The 20092-nt window shown below is 41.2% G+C and carries 26 protein-coding genes; 8 read left to right on the top strand and 18 right to left on the bottom strand.

From position 1 onward, the window contains the following. Nucleotides 1-7: 7 nt before the first annotated feature. The 6 genes from HGR01_RS38440 to HGR01_RS38415 all read right to left on the bottom strand — a co-directional run bounded on the left by HGR01_RS38440 (nt 8) and on the right by HGR01_RS38415 (nt 2243). Nucleotides 8-415: a hypothetical protein gene (locus HGR01_RS38440; protein WP_309227754.1), complete on the bottom strand. Its 408-nt coding sequence runs from the start codon at nt 413-415 to the stop codon at nt 8-10. Further along, nucleotides 412-744, bottom strand: a complete 333-nt coding sequence (locus HGR01_RS38435; protein ID WP_045873466.1) for a hypothetical protein — start codon at nt 742-744, stop codon at nt 412-414. Before HGR01_RS38435 ends, HGR01_RS38440 begins: the two co-directional genes overlap by 4 nt. After that, nucleotides 741-914: a hypothetical protein gene (locus HGR01_RS38430; protein ID WP_155539556.1), complete on the bottom strand. Its 174-nt coding sequence runs from the start codon at nt 912-914 to the stop codon at nt 741-743. The genes HGR01_RS38435 and HGR01_RS38430 overlap by 4 nt, the downstream gene beginning before the upstream one ends. Nucleotides 915-1027: 113 nt before the next feature. Then, the gene (locus HGR01_RS38425; protein ID WP_045873467.1) at nt 1028-1597 is read right to left on the bottom strand and encodes a hypothetical protein; all 570 of its coding nucleotides are present in this window, start codon (nt 1595-1597) and stop codon (nt 1028-1030) included. Between the two features lie 3 nt (nt 1598-1600). Further along, a complete protein-coding gene (locus HGR01_RS38420) occupies nt 1601-1951 on the bottom strand; it encodes a hypothetical protein (RefSeq protein WP_045873468.1) in 351 nt (116 codons plus the stop codon). 82 nt (nt 1952-2033) lie between these two features. Then, nucleotides 2034-2243: a hypothetical protein gene (locus HGR01_RS38415; protein ID WP_045873469.1), complete on the bottom strand. Its 210-nt coding sequence runs from the start codon at nt 2241-2243 to the stop codon at nt 2034-2036. Nucleotides 2244-2370: 127 nt separating this feature from the next. Here HGR01_RS38415 and HGR01_RS38410 point away from each other — a divergent pair, with 127 nt between their 5' ends. From HGR01_RS38410 to HGR01_RS38400, 3 genes are read left to right on the top strand one after another with little or no spacing between them, the layout of a single operon-like run. Next, a complete protein-coding gene (locus HGR01_RS38410) occupies nt 2371-2646 on the top strand; it encodes a hypothetical protein (RefSeq protein ID WP_045873470.1) in 276 nt (91 codons plus the stop codon). Between the two features lie 24 nt (nt 2647-2670). Further along, a complete protein-coding gene (locus tag HGR01_RS38405) occupies nt 2671-3003 on the top strand; it encodes a DUF5674 family protein (protein WP_045873471.1) in 333 nt (110 codons plus the stop codon). Continuing rightward, nucleotides 3000-3374 (top strand): hypothetical protein, encoded by a 375-nt coding sequence (locus tag HGR01_RS38400; RefSeq protein ID WP_045873472.1) that lies wholly within the window; start codon nt 3000-3002, stop codon nt 3372-3374. Before HGR01_RS38405 ends, HGR01_RS38400 begins: the two co-directional genes overlap by 4 nt. A gap of 83 nt (nt 3375-3457) precedes the next feature. On the opposite strand, the gene HGR01_RS38395 is transcribed toward HGR01_RS38400, so the two are convergent. The 5 genes from HGR01_RS38395 to HGR01_RS38375 all read right to left on the bottom strand — a co-directional run bounded on the left by HGR01_RS38395 (nt 3458) and on the right by HGR01_RS38375 (nt 6205). After that, a complete protein-coding gene (locus HGR01_RS38395) occupies nt 3458-3688 on the bottom strand; it encodes a hypothetical protein (RefSeq protein ID WP_045873473.1) in 231 nt (76 codons plus the stop codon). Nucleotides 3689-3784: 96 nt separating this feature from the next. Continuing rightward, nucleotides 3785-4015: a hypothetical protein gene (locus tag HGR01_RS38390; RefSeq protein ID WP_045873474.1), complete on the bottom strand. Its 231-nt coding sequence runs from the start codon at nt 4013-4015 to the stop codon at nt 3785-3787. 21 nt (nt 4016-4036) lie between these two features. Next, complete coding sequence (locus HGR01_RS38385) at nt 4037-4894, bottom strand: hypothetical protein (protein WP_045873475.1); 858 nt, start codon at nt 4892-4894, stop codon at nt 4037-4039. Between the two features lie 2 nt (nt 4895-4896). Then, complete coding sequence (locus HGR01_RS38380) at nt 4897-5166, bottom strand: hypothetical protein (protein WP_045873476.1); 270 nt, start codon at nt 5164-5166, stop codon at nt 4897-4899. Between the two features lie 241 nt (nt 5167-5407). Next, a complete protein-coding gene (locus HGR01_RS38375; RefSeq protein ID WP_228045721.1) occupies nt 5408-6205 on the bottom strand; it encodes a hypothetical protein in 798 nt (265 codons plus the stop codon). Nucleotides 6206-6699: 494 nt separating this feature from the next. Here HGR01_RS38375 and HGR01_RS38370 point away from each other — a divergent pair, with 494 nt between their 5' ends. The 5 genes from HGR01_RS38370 (at nt 6700) to HGR01_RS38350 (ending at nt 11209) form a co-directional block, all read left to right on the top strand. Continuing rightward, nucleotides 6700-6996: a helix-turn-helix domain-containing protein gene (locus tag HGR01_RS38370; RefSeq protein WP_045873477.1), complete on the top strand. Its 297-nt coding sequence runs from the start codon at nt 6700-6702 to the stop codon at nt 6994-6996. A gap of 199 nt (nt 6997-7195) precedes the next feature. Beyond that, nucleotides 7196-8002: a hypothetical protein gene (locus tag HGR01_RS38365; protein ID WP_045873478.1), complete on the top strand. Its 807-nt coding sequence runs from the start codon at nt 7196-7198 to the stop codon at nt 8000-8002. Continuing rightward, nucleotides 7989-8579 (top strand): alpha-ketoglutarate-dependent dioxygenase AlkB family protein, encoded by a 591-nt coding sequence (locus tag HGR01_RS38360; RefSeq protein ID WP_263420091.1) that lies wholly within the window; start codon nt 7989-7991, stop codon nt 8577-8579. Before HGR01_RS38365 ends, HGR01_RS38360 begins: the two co-directional genes overlap by 14 nt. Next, nucleotides 8576-9553 carry a hypothetical protein gene (locus tag HGR01_RS38355; protein WP_081584121.1) on the top strand — a complete coding sequence of 326 codons (978 nt, stop codon included), beginning with the start codon at nt 8576-8578 and terminating at the stop codon, nt 9551-9553. Before HGR01_RS38360 ends, HGR01_RS38355 begins: the two co-directional genes overlap by 4 nt. Before the next feature lie 345 nt (nt 9554-9898). After that, a complete protein-coding gene (locus HGR01_RS38350; RefSeq protein ID WP_096621593.1) occupies nt 9899-11209 on the top strand; it encodes an IS701 family transposase in 1311 nt (436 codons plus the stop codon). Between the two features lie 15 nt (nt 11210-11224). Here HGR01_RS38350 and HGR01_RS38345 read toward each other — a convergent pair whose 3' ends face one another. Genes HGR01_RS38345 through HGR01_RS38315 form a run of 7 tightly spaced genes read right to left on the bottom strand, consistent with a single transcriptional unit; the run spans nt 11225 to nt 20088 of the window. Then, nucleotides 11225-12019 carry a hypothetical protein gene (locus HGR01_RS38345; protein ID WP_045873546.1) on the bottom strand — a complete coding sequence of 265 codons (795 nt, stop codon included), beginning with the start codon at nt 12017-12019 and terminating at the stop codon, nt 11225-11227. Beyond that, nucleotides 12006-12374, bottom strand: coding sequence for a hypothetical protein (locus HGR01_RS38340; protein ID WP_045873547.1), 369 nt, complete (start codon nt 12372-12374; stop codon nt 12006-12008). The genes HGR01_RS38345 and HGR01_RS38340 overlap by 14 nt, the downstream gene beginning before the upstream one ends. Further along, nucleotides 12364-13674, bottom strand: a complete 1311-nt coding sequence (locus HGR01_RS38335) for a hypothetical protein (protein ID WP_045873548.1) — start codon at nt 13672-13674, stop codon at nt 12364-12366. Before HGR01_RS38335 ends, HGR01_RS38340 begins: the two co-directional genes overlap by 11 nt. A gap of 60 nt (nt 13675-13734) precedes the next feature. After that, complete coding sequence (locus tag HGR01_RS38330) at nt 13735-15900, bottom strand: hypothetical protein (protein WP_045873549.1); 2166 nt, start codon at nt 15898-15900, stop codon at nt 13735-13737. Nucleotides 15901-15909: 9 nt separating this feature from the next. Continuing rightward, nucleotides 15910-17031: a hypothetical protein gene (locus HGR01_RS38325; RefSeq protein ID WP_045873550.1), complete on the bottom strand. Its 1122-nt coding sequence runs from the start codon at nt 17029-17031 to the stop codon at nt 15910-15912. Between the two features lie 42 nt (nt 17032-17073). Continuing rightward, nucleotides 17074-18921, bottom strand: a complete 1848-nt coding sequence (locus tag HGR01_RS38320) for a hypothetical protein (RefSeq protein WP_052335372.1) — start codon at nt 18919-18921, stop codon at nt 17074-17076. Between the two features lie 54 nt (nt 18922-18975). Next, a complete protein-coding gene (locus HGR01_RS38315; protein ID WP_045873551.1) occupies nt 18976-20088 on the bottom strand; it encodes a peptidoglycan-binding domain-containing protein in 1113 nt (370 codons plus the stop codon). Between the last annotated feature and the right edge of the window lie 4 nt (nt 20089-20092).

The following is a 20092-nucleotide window of genomic DNA, read 5'->3' as shown; positions in this document are numbered from 1 at the left end:
AGACCCCCTAACCTGGTGCATCAGTGCAAGCATTTTTGTAGTGATATTTCCATTGCCATTGCCGAGCAGATATCCGCCCTATGCAAGCACCGGCAGAGTCATAAACATAAATCATTTCCGACTCTAACCAACCTGTAGTTTCTGGGCGTGGATCTCGTTTTGGGTTATCAATGTACTGCCGGATTTTCAGTTTTTGAGTATTGGGCATGACTTGGGTTTGGGCTAACTTTAAGGCTGTTAGCTGGCGTTGCTCGATGCGTGAGCGCTCTACATCTTCACTCTGTTCAATTTGTGCGGCAGCGTTAAATGATTGAAATTGGGATGGGAGTTTGAGGAATAGGGGTGATGCAATTAAAGCTATTCCTATAAAACCGAGTATTGCTTGTCCAAGGTATTTATTAGCACTAATAGTCACGATTTCTCTCCGATCAATTTCGCTGATATGCCAGCAGTAAAGCCTAAAGTCATGGCAGCTATGGTTACATTGGGCTTTACCAGTAATGTTGAAATCCCGATCGCGGCGGCCCAGAAACAACCATTCGCAATAGCAATTAATCGCTTGTTTTTTGGCTTGGTTATTTGGTCGTTGATCACCTGATGTACGATTGCGTAATCTTCCAGCTCAGTCAGAATGTCTGTTACAGAAGCACCGTACTCTTTTTCAAGTCTTGTAATTGCTATTTGGTCAAGCTTGACTGGGCTGGTTGCTAATTTCTCCAATGCTTGTGCGAGTTTGGGGGTCATTTTGAAACACGCCCCAAAATTGCAAAACCTGCACCAACAACTATTCCTAAAGCTGGGAGCAATCCAGCAGAAAGTACCCCAGTAGCGATCGCACTTCCTACAAGATAGCTACTACCACCCAAAGCACCCAAAACTGAAGTGGCAAATAAACTTGTACTGAGAATATCCATAACTGTCTTTTTCCTTTGAGATTTCAAGATTTCTTGCAGTAGTTGTATTTGAGCAACAGTAGCGACAGTCTCCTGATGGAGTTGTAGAGCAAGTGCTACTGTTGAATAAGCTTCTAGAAGCGAATCTGTGTCCCCATTGAGCTGACTCGTTCTCTCAAAAGGTTCAGTCGCTGTTTGAGTTGTTCCTTTTTGCGAATGGACTCCCCCAATCTTGTTGAGGCTTCTTCGGCTAGGTTAATTAAGCTCTGATCAATCTCCGCTATTTGATTGTCAACTTCAAGCAGAGATTGCTCCGCAAAAGCGTCTAGCACAGTTCCTTTAGCTGCAATCAAGGATTCCATGAACAACAATGCGCCTGTTACCCCAGTGGAAGCCCCCAATATTTTCGATTGTTCGTTTTGAACGGCGATCGCTCCTGATATCGTCTGTTTATCTGCTGCTGTTAGCTTGTATGACGCTTGTTGAATTGCCTCGTCAGCCTTTGTAATTGTGGCTTCTCCCATGCCATTGAATGGTTGCGAGTCCGGCTTTTGGTCTTGTTTGACTTTTGAATGAGCAGCCAGAAATTCTTCGGGGAGTGAGGAATTGATTGTCCAAGTTTGGCCTGGGAAATTTTTGCGGAACTCGTCAACTAACTTACCCGGCTTTATACCAATAGATTCTGCATATTCTTTGATAGTCATTATCTAAACTCCTGTAAATTTTTCTGGGTGTTGTTTTAACTCGACTGCGGTTTTGATTAAACCCTTAAGTAAAACGCAAGTCCTAATTTGTTGCAGAACTGGTAGATGCCAATTAGTCAATTTGACATGGCGATTTAATCCACCATTCTCTTCATCTCTAAAATCAGCAAAACTTGGGAGATATAAAGAAGCTAAATCTAGATATGTTCTTAACTGCCTTTCACTAATTTGTGGTTTCAATCTCAGAGCTGCTTGTTGTCTTGTGAGAACTTCTTCAACAGAGCAAGAACCTTTCAGTTGCAATACTTTCCCTCCTTTCACTTCCGATTGACTTCCGATGAACTTCCGATTCATTTCCGGAAGTGCTGATATCAATCATAAAAAAACCGCAATATTGCGGGTAGTGTTTGTGTAACCTCTTTGTGTTTCTCCAACACTAAGCTAAAGCTAATATTTTATGGATAGCTCCGAAGTGGTTCAGTACATATGGCTTAGGTTCTACAAATCTAGAACTATTTTCATCAGCTAACCAGTTTTTTAATGTTTCAACTGAATACCCTGACAATTTGCTCATTTGGTAAATCGAAAACTTATGAATCTTTTTAAAATCTTTAGGATGTATGGGATTAATACTAATAGTTACCATAGACAATTGCTCCTACTATTTGTGAAGCTTTGTGGGATGATCCTCTTATTTACCGTACTATACCGTACAAAATTTGTAACTATAACGTAATTTGCCGTACTATCAGAAAACTATTTCTCTGTTATGTATGCCAAAGCCAGGATATAAAACTATCACAGTTCCCGACTGGATAATTGATGAAATTAAAAGACAACCTGATTACCAGGGGAATCAAGCTGCTACACTGGGAAGATTGATTAAAGATGCGGTTGCGGCTCGCAGCGGAGATTTAGAAAGCCCAGAATTAATTACTGGACGTATCCTCAATCATCTGCCTCATTGGGATAGAGAGAAATCTTGGGAGTTAGCGCTAACTATTTTAAGCTGGCTACAAAAAAGCGAGCGCTCTGACCATGAGCTTTGATAACATACAGGGGTGTTCAAGAGAATGATTCTTTTGTTACGCAATCGCGCTACAAGTGAGCAACTTGAACAAATGTTAGAACAGCACAAGTTCTACATTAAAACAGCAGTAGATATTGAGCGTAGAGTATTAGTTGGCGGCGGTGAGCTACACGTTGATTGTGAACAAGTGCTGTTGGATGATGGTAGTAGACAGCAGGATATTTGGGCTGCTAGTTTCATGCCAGTGACTGGGAGGATTATATGCGAATCTATGGTTAATCTGCGTCCTCGCCAAAATCGGTCAATGGAAATTTTAGACTCTAATATTAGAGAAAGAGTTGCTCAAATCATTATTGAGTTCTTGGGAAACTTATGATTGAAATGACACCACAACAGCAAATTTTTATCCAAGATGATGTTTCCACTCGCCTGCATCACTTGGCAAATCACTTATCGCAAATTCATTCTTTATGGGCTGGGGAGTCATCGAAGGATTTGATGCTAAATCTGGTAAAAGAAAGTCGTTACTTTATAGAGTGGACTGTGCCTGACATGGTGAAAGCCGATGACATTGACAGGGCTTGTGAGTTAGTTGATTTAGCGCGTTTAATGAGTAATTGGTTATTCCATTGGAACGAGATGTGGTCTGATGCTGAACAAAAGCGGGTCGCACAGAAAAAGACCCAAAACTGGTTGCATCGGGTTTTGGAAATAGCGGATACAAAGCCAGAATCACTGAGTGCCTAGTTTTTTGCTTTGTCTAGCTTGACCTCAACAAACGGCTCAAGACAAGCCATCGCCCCATCGCCTTACCCAGATAATGCAGTGCATCACCCAAATATGTCTTGATTTGGGTTTAAAACTTCCAAGGTTTGTGCAAGTGCCTGTATTGCATCTGCCAAACTCAAATCCCTTTTGTTATCGCATAAGAATTGATAAACTCCTGGGTTTTGCTCTTGAAAATCTACCAATGAATTGAGTATTTTCTCCAATTCTTCATGCACAGATTCTCTGGTTCTGCTGTCTAAGTACAGTGCTTTATCTAGAGTTTGTTCATTCATGATTTTCGGAGAATATAAAGAAGCGCTCTGTGATTAACAAAGCGCTTTGTAATTAATAAATTGTTGTAATTTGGTAACTATGTTTTGAGATTGCTCTCAATTTGTAGCGAATCTTGCCAACAATTCTTCACGAGTTAATTGAAAGCATAGAGGCGTAAATTCTTCTGGTTGTAGCTGTAACAAACTATCAATAACTCTTGACAGTTCTTCATCTACTGAACCAAATCTTACTTTAAGCAAATTTTCTACAACTTCGCGTCGTTCCTCCAGTCTTGCCTGCTGTTTTGTAGTTTCTTCCCATTGTTGATATGCTTGTGACAAGTTCATGATTAACTCCTGATCATCTTCTTATACCATCTGTGCAAAAGTCTGCTTTTGCACTTGCTGCATCCATTCCTTAATTGCTTGTACTTCATCCACACCATCAGCTACAACATTAACAACGTGTTTCTGATATGAATTAGCAGCATGATTGGGGTGGTCAAACTTATCTGATGCCCAAGCAATACACATGGTTTTCACAAGTTCATCAACTTTACTGTGATGAAGCTCACTGGGACTACTAGCATCTTGAAAACGTAACCATTCCTTGATTAAATCAAGCGGATAATTTAATAAAGTCCGAATTTGCTTTACTCGTAAATCTTGAGGATGTAGTGAAGATGTTACCCCAGTCTGCTTTGAAGTTGCTTGGGGTTGTGCAATAGATGGAACATAATCGACTGAATCTGAACTTGGAGTTAACTTCGATTGAACATCACGAATCATTATTGCCCAATCAGCATTTGGATTCCATTCTCGACGAATTTTAGTTTTAGTCAAAGCATTATAGAGATTGCAGAATACTGAATTTTCATCACCTGGAGTAGCAACAATTATTATAGGCTGAGTAAAATCTTTCACAACAGATGCAGCTAACAAGAATGATTTAGCAAAGTTTGTTTCAATCCCACTGCGGACGATATAAATTTCATCAGCTTGGACAACAATATCTAATTTTAGATTATCCTTGCCTTTGAAATCTTTATCTGTCAATCTTAGCTCCAAAATATAACCTGTTAATGCTCTTTGGCTGACAGGAATCTTTTTGTCTTGTTCAATTTCACAGTTATACCAAGCATAAATCCGACCATCAACCTCTAATTTCTTCACGTACATGTAAATTGGCTGTGGTGGATTACCTAATCCGAGTTTTATTTCAGCCATAATTAGAAATCATCCAGTTCAGTTTCAGTTTGGTTTTTAGTTGATTGTCGTTGCATTCGGGCTTTATTCATCTGATGAATTGAGTCTTGAATTACAGGCCTGGCAGCTTCTTTAACAGAAGCCTTAGCTTGTTGATATAAAAATTGCGTGACACCTTCTGCATCTTCTTCTGGGTCGATTTGTGCCCATAAAGAGCAACCCAATTCCAACGATTCATAATCACCTAAGTTAAATTTTCTGTGATAGGTGACAGCAATAGTCTTAATATCCATCAGGTTTTTCAATTCCTAATAATTAAGTGGATATTTGCAGTTGATTTTGCTAATTGAATTAATTTTGAGCGCGGTCAATTTTCATCTTATTGAAATTGATTCAGCGCTGTTCCTTGATTTAAACCCAAACTTTTTTAATGATTAACTCTTTTGAATGAATCTAATAAGACTTCTCACGTCCGGCTTATTATGCTGATATTGAGATGGTGGGCGCATTGTGCCCACCATATTCTCTCTTAAACTACGCGATTAACACCATACTTTCTGGAAGTGGCTTGTACTCCATAAGCCGCTTCCATTCCTCAGTTGTCAGTTGATCAAATGGTTTATCTAGCAACTCCTCACAAGACTTTGTTTCTAACCCAGGCAATACTTCAACCATCGACAATGACCACACGGCATCGAATGCAGAATCACAGGGTACTTGCTGCTGATGTTCTGATGACGCTCTGTTGACCCACCAGCGACCATCAGTGCATCCTGCCGAGCCTAGCTTTTTGTCGTTGTTATAGATACCGTCATCAAGGAGTTCAAAGCCAAATTTCTCACATTCCAAGGCAATTTGTGCCATGACTTCGTTACCCGTAGTATTGGCTGGAACTTTTTGCTTTTGTACAGGCAGTGTGCCTTGCTTGTGGTGCCAAACAATGTGGTTGTGGCACTTGGCCCAGCTGTTTGCACGATGTTGTTCGGTTGAGTTCACCAAGACTACCCAGCGTTGGGTTACGAATTCGTCGTGGTCATATGTAATGCTGGCTATCAGTTTGTCGCCAACGTAAATTTCGTAGTCGTAGCAGCTGATTTCGATAACTGTGAATTCTTCGGTTGCTACAACTTCACCCTGTTGTGTGATGTGCTGCTCTAGTTGGGCTTGAGCTAGAGCTTGTTCGTCAACAGCAAAAGAAGCAAAAATTGCTTGCTGTGTATGCGTTGTATGGGTCATAATGAAAATCTCCAGTAAATTTGGATAAAAGGCGATCGCAAACTTTCCAGGTTGGGCGATCGCCTTTGTTTTGAGTGTGTTGTGCTGAAAGCACAAGACTTTCCCATTAATTAAGCGTAGCTTTGTATTTGTTGCTCAAAGTCAGTGACGTTTGAGCATTACCACAGAAGACAAATGGTTTTAGTAGACGTATAAGGCTTTGAAAACGTTGAATGTTAACCCTTGTCCTGCTTTTTGGTAATTCTTATTCAGAACTTTCCTCAACCCTTATCTACCAGAAGCCGCTTTGACTATCCACTGCCTCTGTTACCTCAGGGTGTATTGTTTAGTTCAGTTGTCATAGTTCTGTAGTGCTGTTTGCTTTCCCCTTTTAGCGTTCGGGTGCGGGCAGTTTGCTATCCGTTACCCTAATACTTAACTAAATATATCGCTTTATCGATTAATCGGCAAGTCGATTAATCATCAGAAAAATCACTAAAAATCTAGAAAGCGATTAATATGTCGTATAGTCGCTTTATCGATTAATCGATAAAATGATGATACGTTTAATAAAGTAATCGATAAGTAATCGAAAATAGGAACGTAAGGAAATGACATCTCTAGCTTTAATGATGAATCCTCCCGTTCCGCCTAAGTACACCAAGCGTAGTGATAGAAAAGCCGTGCAGAACCTTAAGGTGAAGCTACGTTGCAAATTGCAAGATTTAATTGACGAACATGGGTTAACTCGAACAGCTTTAGCTGAGGCAACAGGGTTAACCGCAGGCGCAATACGTGGCTTATGCGAGAACACTGCAAAACGTTATGACGCTGATACCATAACTGTTTTATGTGTTTATTTTAATTGCCAAATTTCAGATTTCTTTGAATTGGTTCCAAAAGACTAATTCCAACTTGAGTAACAATGCCAAACATTAAGCGATCGCTTGCTATCCAAGATTAGTGATCGCTGCCCCAAAATCTTTAAATGAGCTTGAAAAGCTGAAATTATCAACTTCCAAGTTCAGACGTTAATAATTTGCCAATTAAATTGGCGGCATCTTTGCAATGCCGTGATTGTTCTATGCGTCAAAAATAGGAGGGAGTATGGACACACTGACATTTCAAATCAAAGATGAATTAGGATTTTGTACCCGTCAGAATGATGGCATCAGTGGAATGACCGTAACTGCACTGGCGAATTTTTGCGGTGTAGATCAGCCTGTAATTACAAATTTGTTAAATCGACTTAGAGATTCTGACTCGATATTAAATGAATTACCACCGTCATTGAAAAGCTTTGCTGGCAAGGACTGGAGGCTCATATTAAAGGATGGCGACAATAGCTTGTTCATCATTGATGAGGTGTGTCACGCGATTTTGGAATATTACGCCGTAGACGCTCGTAAATATAAAGGTAAGGCAATCGCTCTCGAGAATTACCGCATGGTTGCCAGAGCAGGACTGCGGGTATTCATCTGGTCGCAAACTGGTTATTCACCGCAGACCAAGAGCGCACAACAGTTGGCATTGCTCCAAGATATCCCTGCTATGCAACAGGCGATCGCTCAACTGCAATCCCAAATCCAAAACCTTCTACCACCATCTGCTGACTTCATACCCCCAGGCTGGAATGAGGAAGTATGGCGAAAGCTCCCCTCACAGGATAAGCGCCACTTCCGCTATATCTTCCGCCGTCGTGGCTTTCGCCCTTCAGGGCAAGGCACAAATGAGCAACTAGCATTACCTGCTGTGACTACTGAGCAATTGAAGCAACGACAACGAGCAGAATTTGAGCAGCTCGTCGGTGAGTCATCAGCCCAGGAGAAAGAAAAGTTAGAAGCAGCAAAACAACAAGCACTGAAACAACTTTGGTCACAAGGAGAACAAGATGATACAGATGTCCCTTTTTAACGAACGTACGCCAGTTTTACCAGTCACTTATTATCCAGAGTTCCTTAGCCAAGAGGAAGCTGGCGTGTTATACCAGCACTGCTTAAAACTGCAATGGCAACAGAACCAAATAAAAATGGTGGGTAAAACTTTACTTGTACCCCGGCTGGAATGCATCTACGGTGACGAAGGTTGTGAGTATTTGTATTCCAAAAGCGTGCTATTAAAACCATTGCCTTGGACTTCATCGCTGGCCCAGTTGAGAGACAGGATTACTGCTGTTACTGGCTACAGCTTCCGTATCGTCATTGGCAACCAGTATAGAAGTGGACAGGACAGCATAGGGTGGCACGCAGATAATGAATCGTCGATGGGCCTAAATCCGGCGATTGCATCTGTAAGTTTGGGTGCAGAGCGGAAGTTTCAGATAAAGCCCATCGGGGGCAAGCCGACTGATTTCTGGCTGGAACACGGGAGTTTGCTCTTTATGCACCCTGGTTGTCAGTCCACGCACCTTCATCAAGTTCCCAAAACCAAGAAATTGGTTGGCACAAGAATTAACTTAACTTTTCGTCCGCATGTAGGAGGCAACAAATGAGTACTGTTGTCTCTACCGAAAAAGCATCCGGGCTGGTGATATTGCGGCGAGAGTATCTGGAGATTACTGGTAACTTCTGTGCTGCCAAACTGATTGAGTATTTCCGACATTGGACAAAGTGGAAGCTCGAAAATCATCGCACTCCTTGGGTTTACCAGCCACTCAAGCGAATTTATGCTGACCTAATGGGTGAGCATAGTCTTCATGTCATTAGGAGTGCGATCGCACTGCTTGAGAGCATGGGTCTTATCGAGAAGCAGAAAAATCCTGGTAATGGGCAGGATAAGACTTGGCAGTATAAATTGCACCTTGATGTACTTAATCGTCTATTGGAACCTGGCAAGTGCAAAACTGAACCTTCAGAATTCAATGCAGAACAACACCATAGATCAGATCCTGAAACTTCTAAGCCACAACAAAACACTGCTGTTGAGTCAGGAAAGGATGAAGTAGAAGAAGAAAGCGAATATGAGCTAGTTCGCCAAGCACCAGAACCAGAGCAACCCCAGATTACTCGCTTTGTTGATGAATTAGAACTAGATCACTCAACTAGCGAGATAGACTCTCATGAGGACGAGTTTTCCGAGCCGGAAGTTGAAGTAGGTTCAAGTACGTATAAGCCCAGCAAACCCGAGATTGCTGAGGTTTGTACCGAGTTGCGGCGGTTGCGGATTAACCCAGAGCCGTGTTTGGGGGTGATGAAGAAATATTGGGCGAATGTGCCTGGGGCGATCGCACGAGTCAAGGAAGCAATTCATGAAGGCTGGTGTGATAATCCGACTGGCTTATTTATCAACAGCTGCAAGAGTGGGGCTAAGGGCAAGAATGTGGTGACATCGGATGTGAGTGCTTGGTTTGAGTGGGCGAGGAAGCAGCGGATTGCGATTGCGATGTCTGGCGGGGTCGTGTATACGCCTTCAGGGGATGCGGTGGAAGTACAGGAGATGATGCGACGGTATCCTATACAAGAGTAAGCTAGTAGATTAAGTATTGCGTTAATTTTAGCGATCGCTCACACTGACGATTGAACACTAATCAAAACATAGTTTATTGATCGCTGTTTGTACCAATGCTGCAGAAAGTGCGATCGCTTTTTCACCCCATCTCAGTTGAAATTGCACAATTCGCATAGTAGTTATGATGATGTGCATGTACACCCGGTGATCGCTTTTTGACAACATCTTGGTGATCTCTGTTGACTCAAATCTACGAGCGCAGCAAAAATCAGCAACCAAACAACAGTCACCATTCCCTAACCCTGTTTTGTCACTCTGGCAGTAGTATAATAAGGTAAAAATGCTAGAACCAAGACACAGAGCATGGTACAGCCCCGTCCAGCCGCACCAACAGTCAAATTTGTGGACGAATATTGCCAGTGGTATAAAAGTCTGTTTCCAGATGTTAGGAGTTTCGAGGCTTTTAAATATCTCCATGTAGGCTGCATTTCTGATCTAAAACGTAAAACATTGCCAGAAATAGCAAAAATCGTAGGATTAGATAACCAGCAAGGGTTGCATCATTTTCTAACTACATCACCTTGGGATATAGAAAAGTTAAGAACCTTAAGGTTAGAGTTAATTTTACAAGTGCTAAAAGGTAGACCAATCATTTTAATTATTGATGAGACAGGGGATAAAAAGAAAGGGAGCAAGACAGATTATGTGAAACGGCAGTATATAGGAAATTTGGGAAAAACAGATAATGGAATTGTGGCAGTGACAGTATATGGTGTTTTCTGTGGGATGACATTTCCATTACTGTTTGAAGTGTATAAACCCAGGGAAAGATTACAGGCAGGAGATAAGTACCGCACTAAACCAGAAATAGCAGCAATACTGATAAAAAAGCTACAATCAATGGGTTTTAAATTCAACTTAGTACTTGCAGATAGCTTATATGGAGAGAGTGGTAAGAATTTCATATCTGTATTAGATGAACTAAACTTGAACTATATAGTAGCGATTCGGTCAAATCATTATGTAGAAATACTTCCACGACAACATATTCAATATTTAAAGTGGCAGAAGTTTCAAAGGGTATTCTCTGACTTGAGTCGGGAAAATCGATTTATTAGAGAAATTATTCCGGGAAAACGTGGAGAACTTAGATATTGGCAAATTACTACAGATCCAGAAAATTTGCCTGATAACACTACTTGGTATGTGATGAGTAAATATCCAGACATTACGCCAAGAGAAGTTGGAAATTTTTACGGTTTAAGAACTTGGGTCGAGTACGGGTTAAAACAAAGTAAGAATGAATTAGGTTGGTCAGATTTTCGCCTGACTCACTACCCAGATATTGAGCGATGGTGGGAAATTATTTGCAGTGCTTATTTAATGGTTAGTCTGCATTCGGAGCAACTGTTTCAGTCTCCATCACAACGAGAGTCAAAATTTGTTTCACATCCTTGGTGGGATAATGGAAATGGCTGGAAGAACATTCTTAACAATCTTCGTTTGATTATTCAACCTTTTACTTTATTTAATCTGATATATCCCTGGTTAACGGTTTTTCCTATTCCTCAATTAGCTTTGGGTTTTTTTAAACTTCAATCTATTATTTATAGCCTCACCAGTTCAATTTTTATATCCCTGATTCACCCTGATTTCTACTTTTCCTCTGCCTAGAGTGACAAAAGAGGGTTAATTTGGTTGATGATTCGGGTTTTGGGAAGCAGGCGCAGCATTAGCTAACTGCAAATTCATGGTGACGATCGCATAAGGATCGAGCGCAACGTGTAATTGACTTACGCCGCCTTGCAAGTGCTGGTGATTTACCTGAATTTTCACTTCCTTGTCATTGGCGGAAATTACCTCCACAGGTTCGTTGTTAATTGCAGCTACGGGGAATTCATCGAGGGATTGTGCGATCGCTAAATTATTTCCTTCTAAGGTAAGAATTGTTTTACCCTGAGATTGGGAAAGACTGGCTTTAGACACAGTAGGAGCCAGTTGCTGGCGGCGCGATTGGTTCATCAGGTTAGCCAATCCCTGATAGTCCACCTTGTTATCTGTCACCTTCGCGATATCAACGTTTTCCTCTTCAACCGTGCGGCGCAAGTCCTCAGCAGAGCGAATCCCCAGTTTTTTTAATTCCTTTTTCTCTGGTTCTGGTAAATTGACCTCTTCTAAGGAAATATCATTGCGGGTGAGTGGTCTTCTAGCAACTTCCTGAATTTGGTGATCTCGAATCGTCCCTAGCTGAAAGGTAACTTTTGATGCTCCTGTCTGTCCGGGTTGGGCTGTGACAAACCGGACTGTTTCGCCATCAAATTCGGGAAAGATTTGTAAATCTAAGGACACATCTTTGACCGTATAGGTTAATTTTCGATTCATGCCCTTGACAGAGAGGGTATCTTGAGCTTTGTCTAGCTCATAGATTAATGAATCGAGAAATGATTCCAAATTCCAGGGGCGGTTGTTGCTATTCGTCGCCATCCTCTCTGACTATCCGTAGTTGCATTTGATGAAATACTGGCATGACGGAGGTTTTCACCATTTGGGTGGGTGGTGAAGCTTTGAGATTTACTGTGCCGTCATTGTTGACAGTTACTTTCAATTCGATCGGCATATCGACCGTTAGTTGCGCGATCATCATGGCAAATCCCGTCTGGGGGTCAATTATTTGTTTTTGGTAATCTGTGAGTTTTTCGACTAATTGAGCAAAGGGCAATAACAGGCTGTGGTCTAGTGGTTTTGCTGGGGCTGCGGTATTAAATATATCTAGTTTGGGTAAGTTTAAATCGCTTGATTTAACTAGATTAGTTGAAGCAAGCTTATTTTCATGTTCCATTGCGATGTGCCTCGTCTTTAGATTCTAGAGTGACCGGATAAACTCCTATCGGTTGATCAAAGATCACCTTCATACCGTTGAGAATTAACTCACCAGAAAAACCATAATTAAATTGAGAGTTATCTTCAGGAATTAGGGATTGGGGAACTGCTAATGGACGACAATAATATCTATGAAGCAAGTCTAAAAAGAAATCTCCTAGTTTTGTGATTGCATTAACAGGCTCCATAGTACTGAACTTTTCTTGCATACATCTTTCTTTGAATTCTAACCATTTGATAACCAACCACATTTCTCTCAATGCTACAATGCCTGTATCTTGCTCCGTGAGGCACTTTTGAATAAATTTTTCTAGATGCTGCTTTTGTTGTTCAGGTTGCATTTGATAAAATTGACCTTTTGTGCTTAAACGATAATGCCCATCAACGTTTTCAGGTTTAACAAGTGCCATTGGGTATAAACCGACCGTCAACGTTTCGTATCTAGTATCGAATGCCTGTTGAAAGGTCGTTATTCTATCTCGGATCAACTCTAAAGTCATTAATGATGTACCAAAGCATAAATTATTCCGTGATGCTTCCATACCAAATAAAAGTGCATTTACGAAATTCAGGAAATGATTCAATTGAATACTTATACCCGGACATTTTCTCTCGGCTTGTGGAAAATTTGAGCTTTCACCATTCTTTACCTTTCTAAGCAAAATTTCAGCTATAGAAGCATCTGATAAATTATTGTCTATTCTCTTTAATGATTCGATAATCCTTTTAATTTCTGCGTAAGATAAATCTTTTCTATTCTCATTTATATCAGTGCATCTGATTAATAAAGAAATATTCTCCTCTAGAAATAACCTTTCTATATTAAGACATCCTCGCATTTTTGTTTGAGCTTCACCAACCTTCAAAATATAATCTAGAGACTGTGTTTGTGCATTCTTCTTATTTCCATCTGCTATATATTTAGCAAGGCAGCTTGTATGTTCAATCCAATTGATTCCCCCGGTTATTTGATATTGATTTTTATTTTGATTTTCTTGTATTTTTCCATCATTCTGGTCAATTAAACATTGAATTAAGCGATGAAGTTTCGCCGTTAAGATAGCACCCAAAATACACTCATTCTTAACTTGAAATTTAATATCCTCCCGTTTGAATATATTTAATGGCTGCTGCGGCTGAAATACTCTATTAAGAGGCTGTGTATTTGATGGCTGCTGCGACTGACATGGATTTTGATCAATTCGGGGCTTTTTGTAAAGCTTCTGATATAGTGATTGCGGTTTTTGCGAAGCATCCATATGGGTTTTCCTCTTCTGTTTATCGTGTGGACAGTTGAAAAATTGTTAGACAGTCAAAATTTACGTACTCACCCCAATAAAATGAGCCAACGCAGGCATCGGGAAATAAACAGGATGTTCTTTCAACGCCTGTACATTACCGTTAGGCTGACTCTGCTCTACCTGCTTCAAAATCACCTGTTGCAACTTCAATTCTGGATAAATCCAAAGTGCAACAGTATCTCTTGGTTTGCCCTTAAAATTCACCTGAGTACGCGCTGCATGACTAAACCGTGCTTTAAACTCCGAACCCACGAGTGCAGTTAATTCTGCATCGCTTAATCGGGGATGTTGAGAAATTTGCTCCAGCAGTTCATTCAACCCATAGGGACTGACAATCAAACCAGATTTCAACCTACTTTTGTGTCCTGTGGCATCATCTTCTAAAAGCTGCGTTACCGTTTCCATCCGAGCATTTTCGGTACGTTTACTTTCCAACGTGTAATAGTATTTACAATCAAAACTGATCCGCCGCACATCTTCAGTAAAATCCCCTTGCCACACCTTATGCCAGTAAGAACGAAATCGGTCTACATCATTTAGTGGTACAGTCTGACCAGTACCTTCAACGCGGTCAAACAAATATTCACCCACCAAAGTAATTAGTTGCATGGTACTTGTCCCTAACTGCATTACCTTTTGGGTTTTCTTTGACCTACCTTCCCAAACCAAAGAAACGCAGATTAAATATTCTTCATTGACAGCTAACTTTTTGAGTTGTTCTTTACTGATTTTAGGTACAACACTAACTGCACCAGAGGTAGCATTTTCAATGTGGTAGTTTTGCTCAATTAATACCTTCAAAGTGTTGGGATGCTTCACCAATAATTGCAATTTCGCTTTTTTTACTGCTTGGGGTGTTTCCAACTTCAAGGGGAAACTAATATCCTGGTCATGGCGATACAAAAAGCGTGACTTGCCATGTATCATCACCGGGGTAACATCAGTAAACGCCAAAATAACTGCATCAACCCGTTGATAAGCTAAATTCAATGTAGGAGCAGCAGCAATACCCAGACTTAAAGCAATCAACGTCGCATGGTCTTCTGTATACTCCTCCTCATCAATGCCCAACATCATACTCATTTGCTTTGATGTTGGGTTCTGGTTTTTAGGAAACATTTTCATAATCAAATCAATGATTTGTGGTGCAACCTGCAAAATAGTCGGCAAAATAGCCATCAGAGCAGCAGGAAACACCATCGCCTCGGAATATTCCAAAGGCATCGAATATGTGGATGCTGATGAAATATTGAGATCGTCATCTAGATCATCTTCTGTGGATAAGGCAAAACCATTAACCACCCCACCATATCTAGGCGCATAATAATCTTGAACAGACATCGCCATTGATTTCGCCGCCACTAGTGAACTTGAATTGCGCCGTGCTACAGGCGCTCGTTGCATAATGGGTCGTGGCGATGGTGGCACAGTAGTAGGAGTAGCTGCACTAGGAGATGGAGGCAACAGAGTAGTTGTTGGTGTAGGTGCGGTTGGCGTTTCAGTCCCACTTTGCTGAAGTAACCCCCCCAGGAGATTTGCAATTTGACTTACATCACCTGCTGGCTGCCCACCAGCCAAGTCTATTTTCCCGCCTCCCCCCATAAGTTGAGGTAACATCCCTAGCAACTTGGGCAGTAAAGTACTCAGCAGATTGCCAATTGACCCACCACCACTTCCTCCGCCCAAAAGAGTGGGAAGTACCTTTGAAACCGCGCCTGTCAACATATCCAGTATCCCCATAGCTTCACTCACAGGTGGTACTTCTCGATACTGAAAAGCAACTGTTTCTACTGATGATTTGTTCATAGTCGTTTGCCGATCTAGTTCTTGGCCAAAAGAAATCTCTGGTAAGTCATTTGTGCTAACACTGGGAACTATGACAACCTCAGAAATAGCAGGCCCTATTTTCTTTGCATTCTGAAAACTTATGATTTGGATGGCCCGATGCTGGCGATCAAATTTATCATTCGGCACTTCTAGAACAGTTCGCCCCAAACTACTCTCCGGTAAAGGGCCAATTAACGGCGAAGTGTAGATTGGGTCTTGTAAAAGAGTTAAACCATTATTGTGGATTTGTTGATCGCCAATCTTATAGCAATAAAACCGATTCGTCGTTCCCAGATTGACCCGAAAGCGGCTTTTTTGCCCATAACTTTCAAGAAATTCTAAAATTGCCAGTGCCATAGCTGTCAATTATTGAGGTGTTTGTGGTGCGGGTGTAGGTGTGGGTGCGGCGGCTGGCGGCAGAGTTTGCGCTGGTGCAGCAGCAGGCATTTGTCCGTGTGGAATTTGTCCTTGACCCAAGTCAAATATTTCTCTAAAGTTATCCAGTTTAAAATAATCTGATTTAAACTGAATCTCGACAAAACCTTCCATTTCTGCCGATAATTCTGAACCCATGTCAGTCTGAGAAGTAGCAATGCTAACCTGACTTTTTGTGTGATTGAAGCTTGTACCAAAATTAAAAGCACCATATCCGAAACCTGCATTGAACCCTACTGAGTTCGTTACGTTTTCGTCACCTCTATCATTGTTTTGGGTATCTTCATAGGCATCAATTTTGAATTTGACATTTGCCCGAATTACACCTTTTTCTACTACTAAACGAGATACTCCCATCAAAATCGTTTCCCGCAGCAGTGTACGTTGTTCTTTAGCAATGGCTAGTTTGGCATCTAAAATCTTGGCTTGAATAGCATTGTCATCTGTGTTAACATCTTTACCATCCTTATCTACAAGTTTCACTTCGTTCGCAGCAGGTGGGGTTTGACCTCCTGGCGTGGCGTTAGCTGAATCTTTCCTTCCTCGTCGTCCGCCTCTTCCGGGATCAGATGTTTTAGCTTTGGCCAATTTGTAATCATTATTCATCTGAGTCAAGCGAAATAAAGCCTCGTCATTGTTGATCGCATTGACAAATTCAGAAAGAGATTTGGTCGCTTGTCGTAATAGTTCTTGATACGCTCTCATTTGCCGTTCATTGGCATCTTGGTTAGCATCAAAAACACCAACAAGCAAATCCCGCACAAATCCAGGGAAATTTACCTTGTTAACCAGCTTACCTATGATATCGCCAGCATCTTTACCAGCACCCCCAATCCGTTCATTGCGGTGTCTGTCAGCGTCAATTAAATCACCAGCTGTCATTTCGGTAGCTAACCCACTTTGTTCGGCTAAATCCCTGTAGTGGGCATCTACTAAATCTTTATACAGTGCCAACTGCTCTTCCCGATCCATACTGCGGAAAGATTGGGAGTAAGCAAGTAAGGATCTTGTCTTTGCACGGGCTTGGTCTTTCAGTTCTTGATGATCGGACATAATCAAAATTCTCCTTCATGCTTGTCAACAAAATGAATCAGATTAAACATCCCAATCATCAAAATCACCATCGCCACCTTTTGTCTTCGGTTTCACCGTGTCTCGACCTCTGGGAAGGGATCTGTTGGCAGTACTAGTTTTGTAGTGACTAGCAGATCCTTTCGGCAGGAACTTGCCATTACTTCCTGTTTCCATTGATGCTTGGGCAATAATCCAAGATTCTGCGGCACTTAGTAGGGTGTCAAAATCTGCTTCCCTTACAGCGCCTTCTGTCTCAAAGTTAGCAATCCATTGAAAAATCTTGTTGCCCTCTACAGCAATTGTTCGCAGTGTAGCCGTTGCTACCATAGTGCCTAGGTCTTCTTTAGCAACTTGCTCAATCACACTCCAAAGGCTCTTGCGTCGTCCGCCAAAACTATTGAGAATTTCCTCAGATCGCAGAATCTCTAGAGCTTCTTGTAAGTGGGCATAGTCTTCCGTCACCTGCACATGAGACATACCAGTCATATGCTCGGTGAGGTTATACTGCAAGTTTTTGGTAGCTTGATAAAGAGGCGACCTGGACACGTAAACATCTTTGCTACGTTCTGACTTACGGATATATTCTGCTACTTCTGCCATTAATTGGTGCCAAAGCATGGGAAACGCTTCATTCACCACCATGTTAGACAGCAGTTTACCATGCCCTTTATTCAGCACCCGCTTGTAAAGCATGGCACGCTCTGCGGGTGTGTTGCGCTCATTACGTAGTTTATGAAAGCGGTAGAGAGCGCCAGCAGTCTTGCCCTCAGGGATGTCGAGTATTCCACTCGCCCAACGCAGCACCAGCGCATTGGCTACATCAAAGACACGCATCCGCTCACCAATATTAAAGATGTAATCTAATGCCCCTACTGCTTTAATATTGGCAGGAATTACGCCTTGATGCTCAAAAGTATCGAAGGAATCGACAACAAAATTCCAGGCGACTTCACCGCCTTTAATGCGTGCTGTGTCTATAGGATCATCTGCAACTGCACTTTTTTTTATGGCCTCATTATAGGCAAGGAGAAAATATTCGTCGTAAGCTCCTTTTTTAAAGTTCTCTTCTGTATTTGCAGCGTTAAACACTACCCCCAATTTAATGAGGTAATCAATCATTGACTGCTTGATTGTGTCGGTAAATGAAGTGGTTGGAATAGCACTACTACGTGTATAAATGTACTCATCAAGATAATAAGGAATATTCCCTTCACGGTACAGAATGCTTAAAAGACCCATAACTGATGGCCGTACCTGCCCATCTCGGATATCGATCCCGCGCTGTAGAGTCAACTCCACAAGTCGAGGCCAGTTCTTGTTGGGATCTTTGTCTTCAGTTGTAATCCGTATTTTTAAATCATTCGTAACCTCTGCTAGTACCCATGCCAGAAAGTATCTTTTTGGTTCATCTGTAACTCGCAACAGAACTGCATTGGCTAATCCAGTAATATCGTCTGACTTAACTGCATCTACTGCTTGCAGTAAGGTAAAGGCATAAATATCGCGATGAGATAGCAACAATCTGGGAATATCTTCTAGTCCAATTGTGTCAAGTTTTTTGGTTAATTCATCGATTTTCTCAATCGGCAGTTTTCTCGGTAGTGTATCTCTGGCATTAGTACCAAGACCAATCTTCGTAGATTCGTTAGAGGGATCTTTAGCCTTTTCCTGAAAATCTTTTTTGTAGTCTTCCCACTTCTTAGTGCTGACCCACTCTGCGGTTGCTGTTAAGGCTGTTTCGGCATAAATATCAACACTGACTGGTCTTCTGAACTTCAGTGCATTATCTACAGCCCAACCTTGGGTCATGATGTTAGAATTTATCGCTGCACCATTAACGGTGCCTACAACACTAGATTCTGGTGACATATTTTCCTTTGAGCTAATGATGAGTGTTTAATTTAAAAGTGTAAAAAGTATCTTTTATTTATTTGTCTGCTTGGATTTATCTAACTCAAACAGGTGTATTAATGTGGATAAGTTAATATCTCCTAATCCATCTGGTGGTTGATTAGGGGCTTCTGCTGGAGGTGAAGTCAGGGGAAGATTGTCCTTTTGATTAAATAAATCCCAAAGTGGTGAAAAGTTAGATGGGCCAGCTGGTATAGGAGATGCTGCCTCATTGTTTCCTAAGTTTTGGACATCTTCTTCTACTTTTGCTTTTAACTCGGAAATTGTTTGTTGAGCAGATTGAATATCTTTTAAAGCTTCCTTTGCGGCTGTTTCCGCATCTTTGGCAGCTTTTTCTTGAACTGCCACTGCATTCTGCACTTCCGTAAGATTTTGGAAGGGGATAGCAACTTTTGTTTCTTCAGCTTCCGCTTTTTCTGTAGCTTCGGAGGCTTCTTTTACTTTATTTTCAACTTTTGACTTCAAGCTTTCAGCATTTTTTACTTTTTCTGGAATCTCCTTTACTTGCTTTTCAGCATTTGCGACAACCTTATCGGCATTGTCTGCTTCTGATTTGGGGCTGGTTAGTCTAATCTTGGCAACATTCTCTTTGGCTGTCTTGATTATTTCATTAATCTCTGTCTGTGTATTTTGAATGCTTTTGTATAGTGCGATCGCAGCATCATAAATCAGACCAGTCCGTCTTGCACTTTCCCTAACTTTGACTACAGAAGCAGAAATAACCAATTTTCCAGAAGCTAACTCAGCTTCATTTTTAGCCTTGTCTATAGCAGTCTTAGCAGACTCAGCTTCTTTTTTGGCATTTTCTGCAGCAATCTGAGCAGTTTCTACTTTATTTTTAGCAGTTTCAATCGCCCCTTGGGCATCACCAATTTGTTGAACAAATTTTTGAAGTTCCAGATTTTTTGTGATTGGTTCAAGACGTTGTTCTAACTTATTCCATGTGTCGTCATCAACTCCTTCCTTAGGACCTATTCCTACGTCTGTTTGAAATTTGTCAACTGCATCTTGGGTCATATCCCCATAATCGCTATCGATTTTTCCTGAGTAATATCTGAGAACCTGTAAATAGCTCTGCAAAAGTTTTACTAAATAACCTTTAGAACCTTTGACTAGTATTTCCATAATC

Origin of the sequence: Tolypothrix sp. PCC 7712 (assembly GCF_025860405.1) — a bacterium.
Lineage (GTDB): Bacteria > Cyanobacteriota > Cyanobacteriia > Cyanobacteriales > Nostocaceae > Aulosira > Aulosira diplosiphon.
This window is presented reverse-complemented; position numbering and strand designations above follow the sequence as displayed.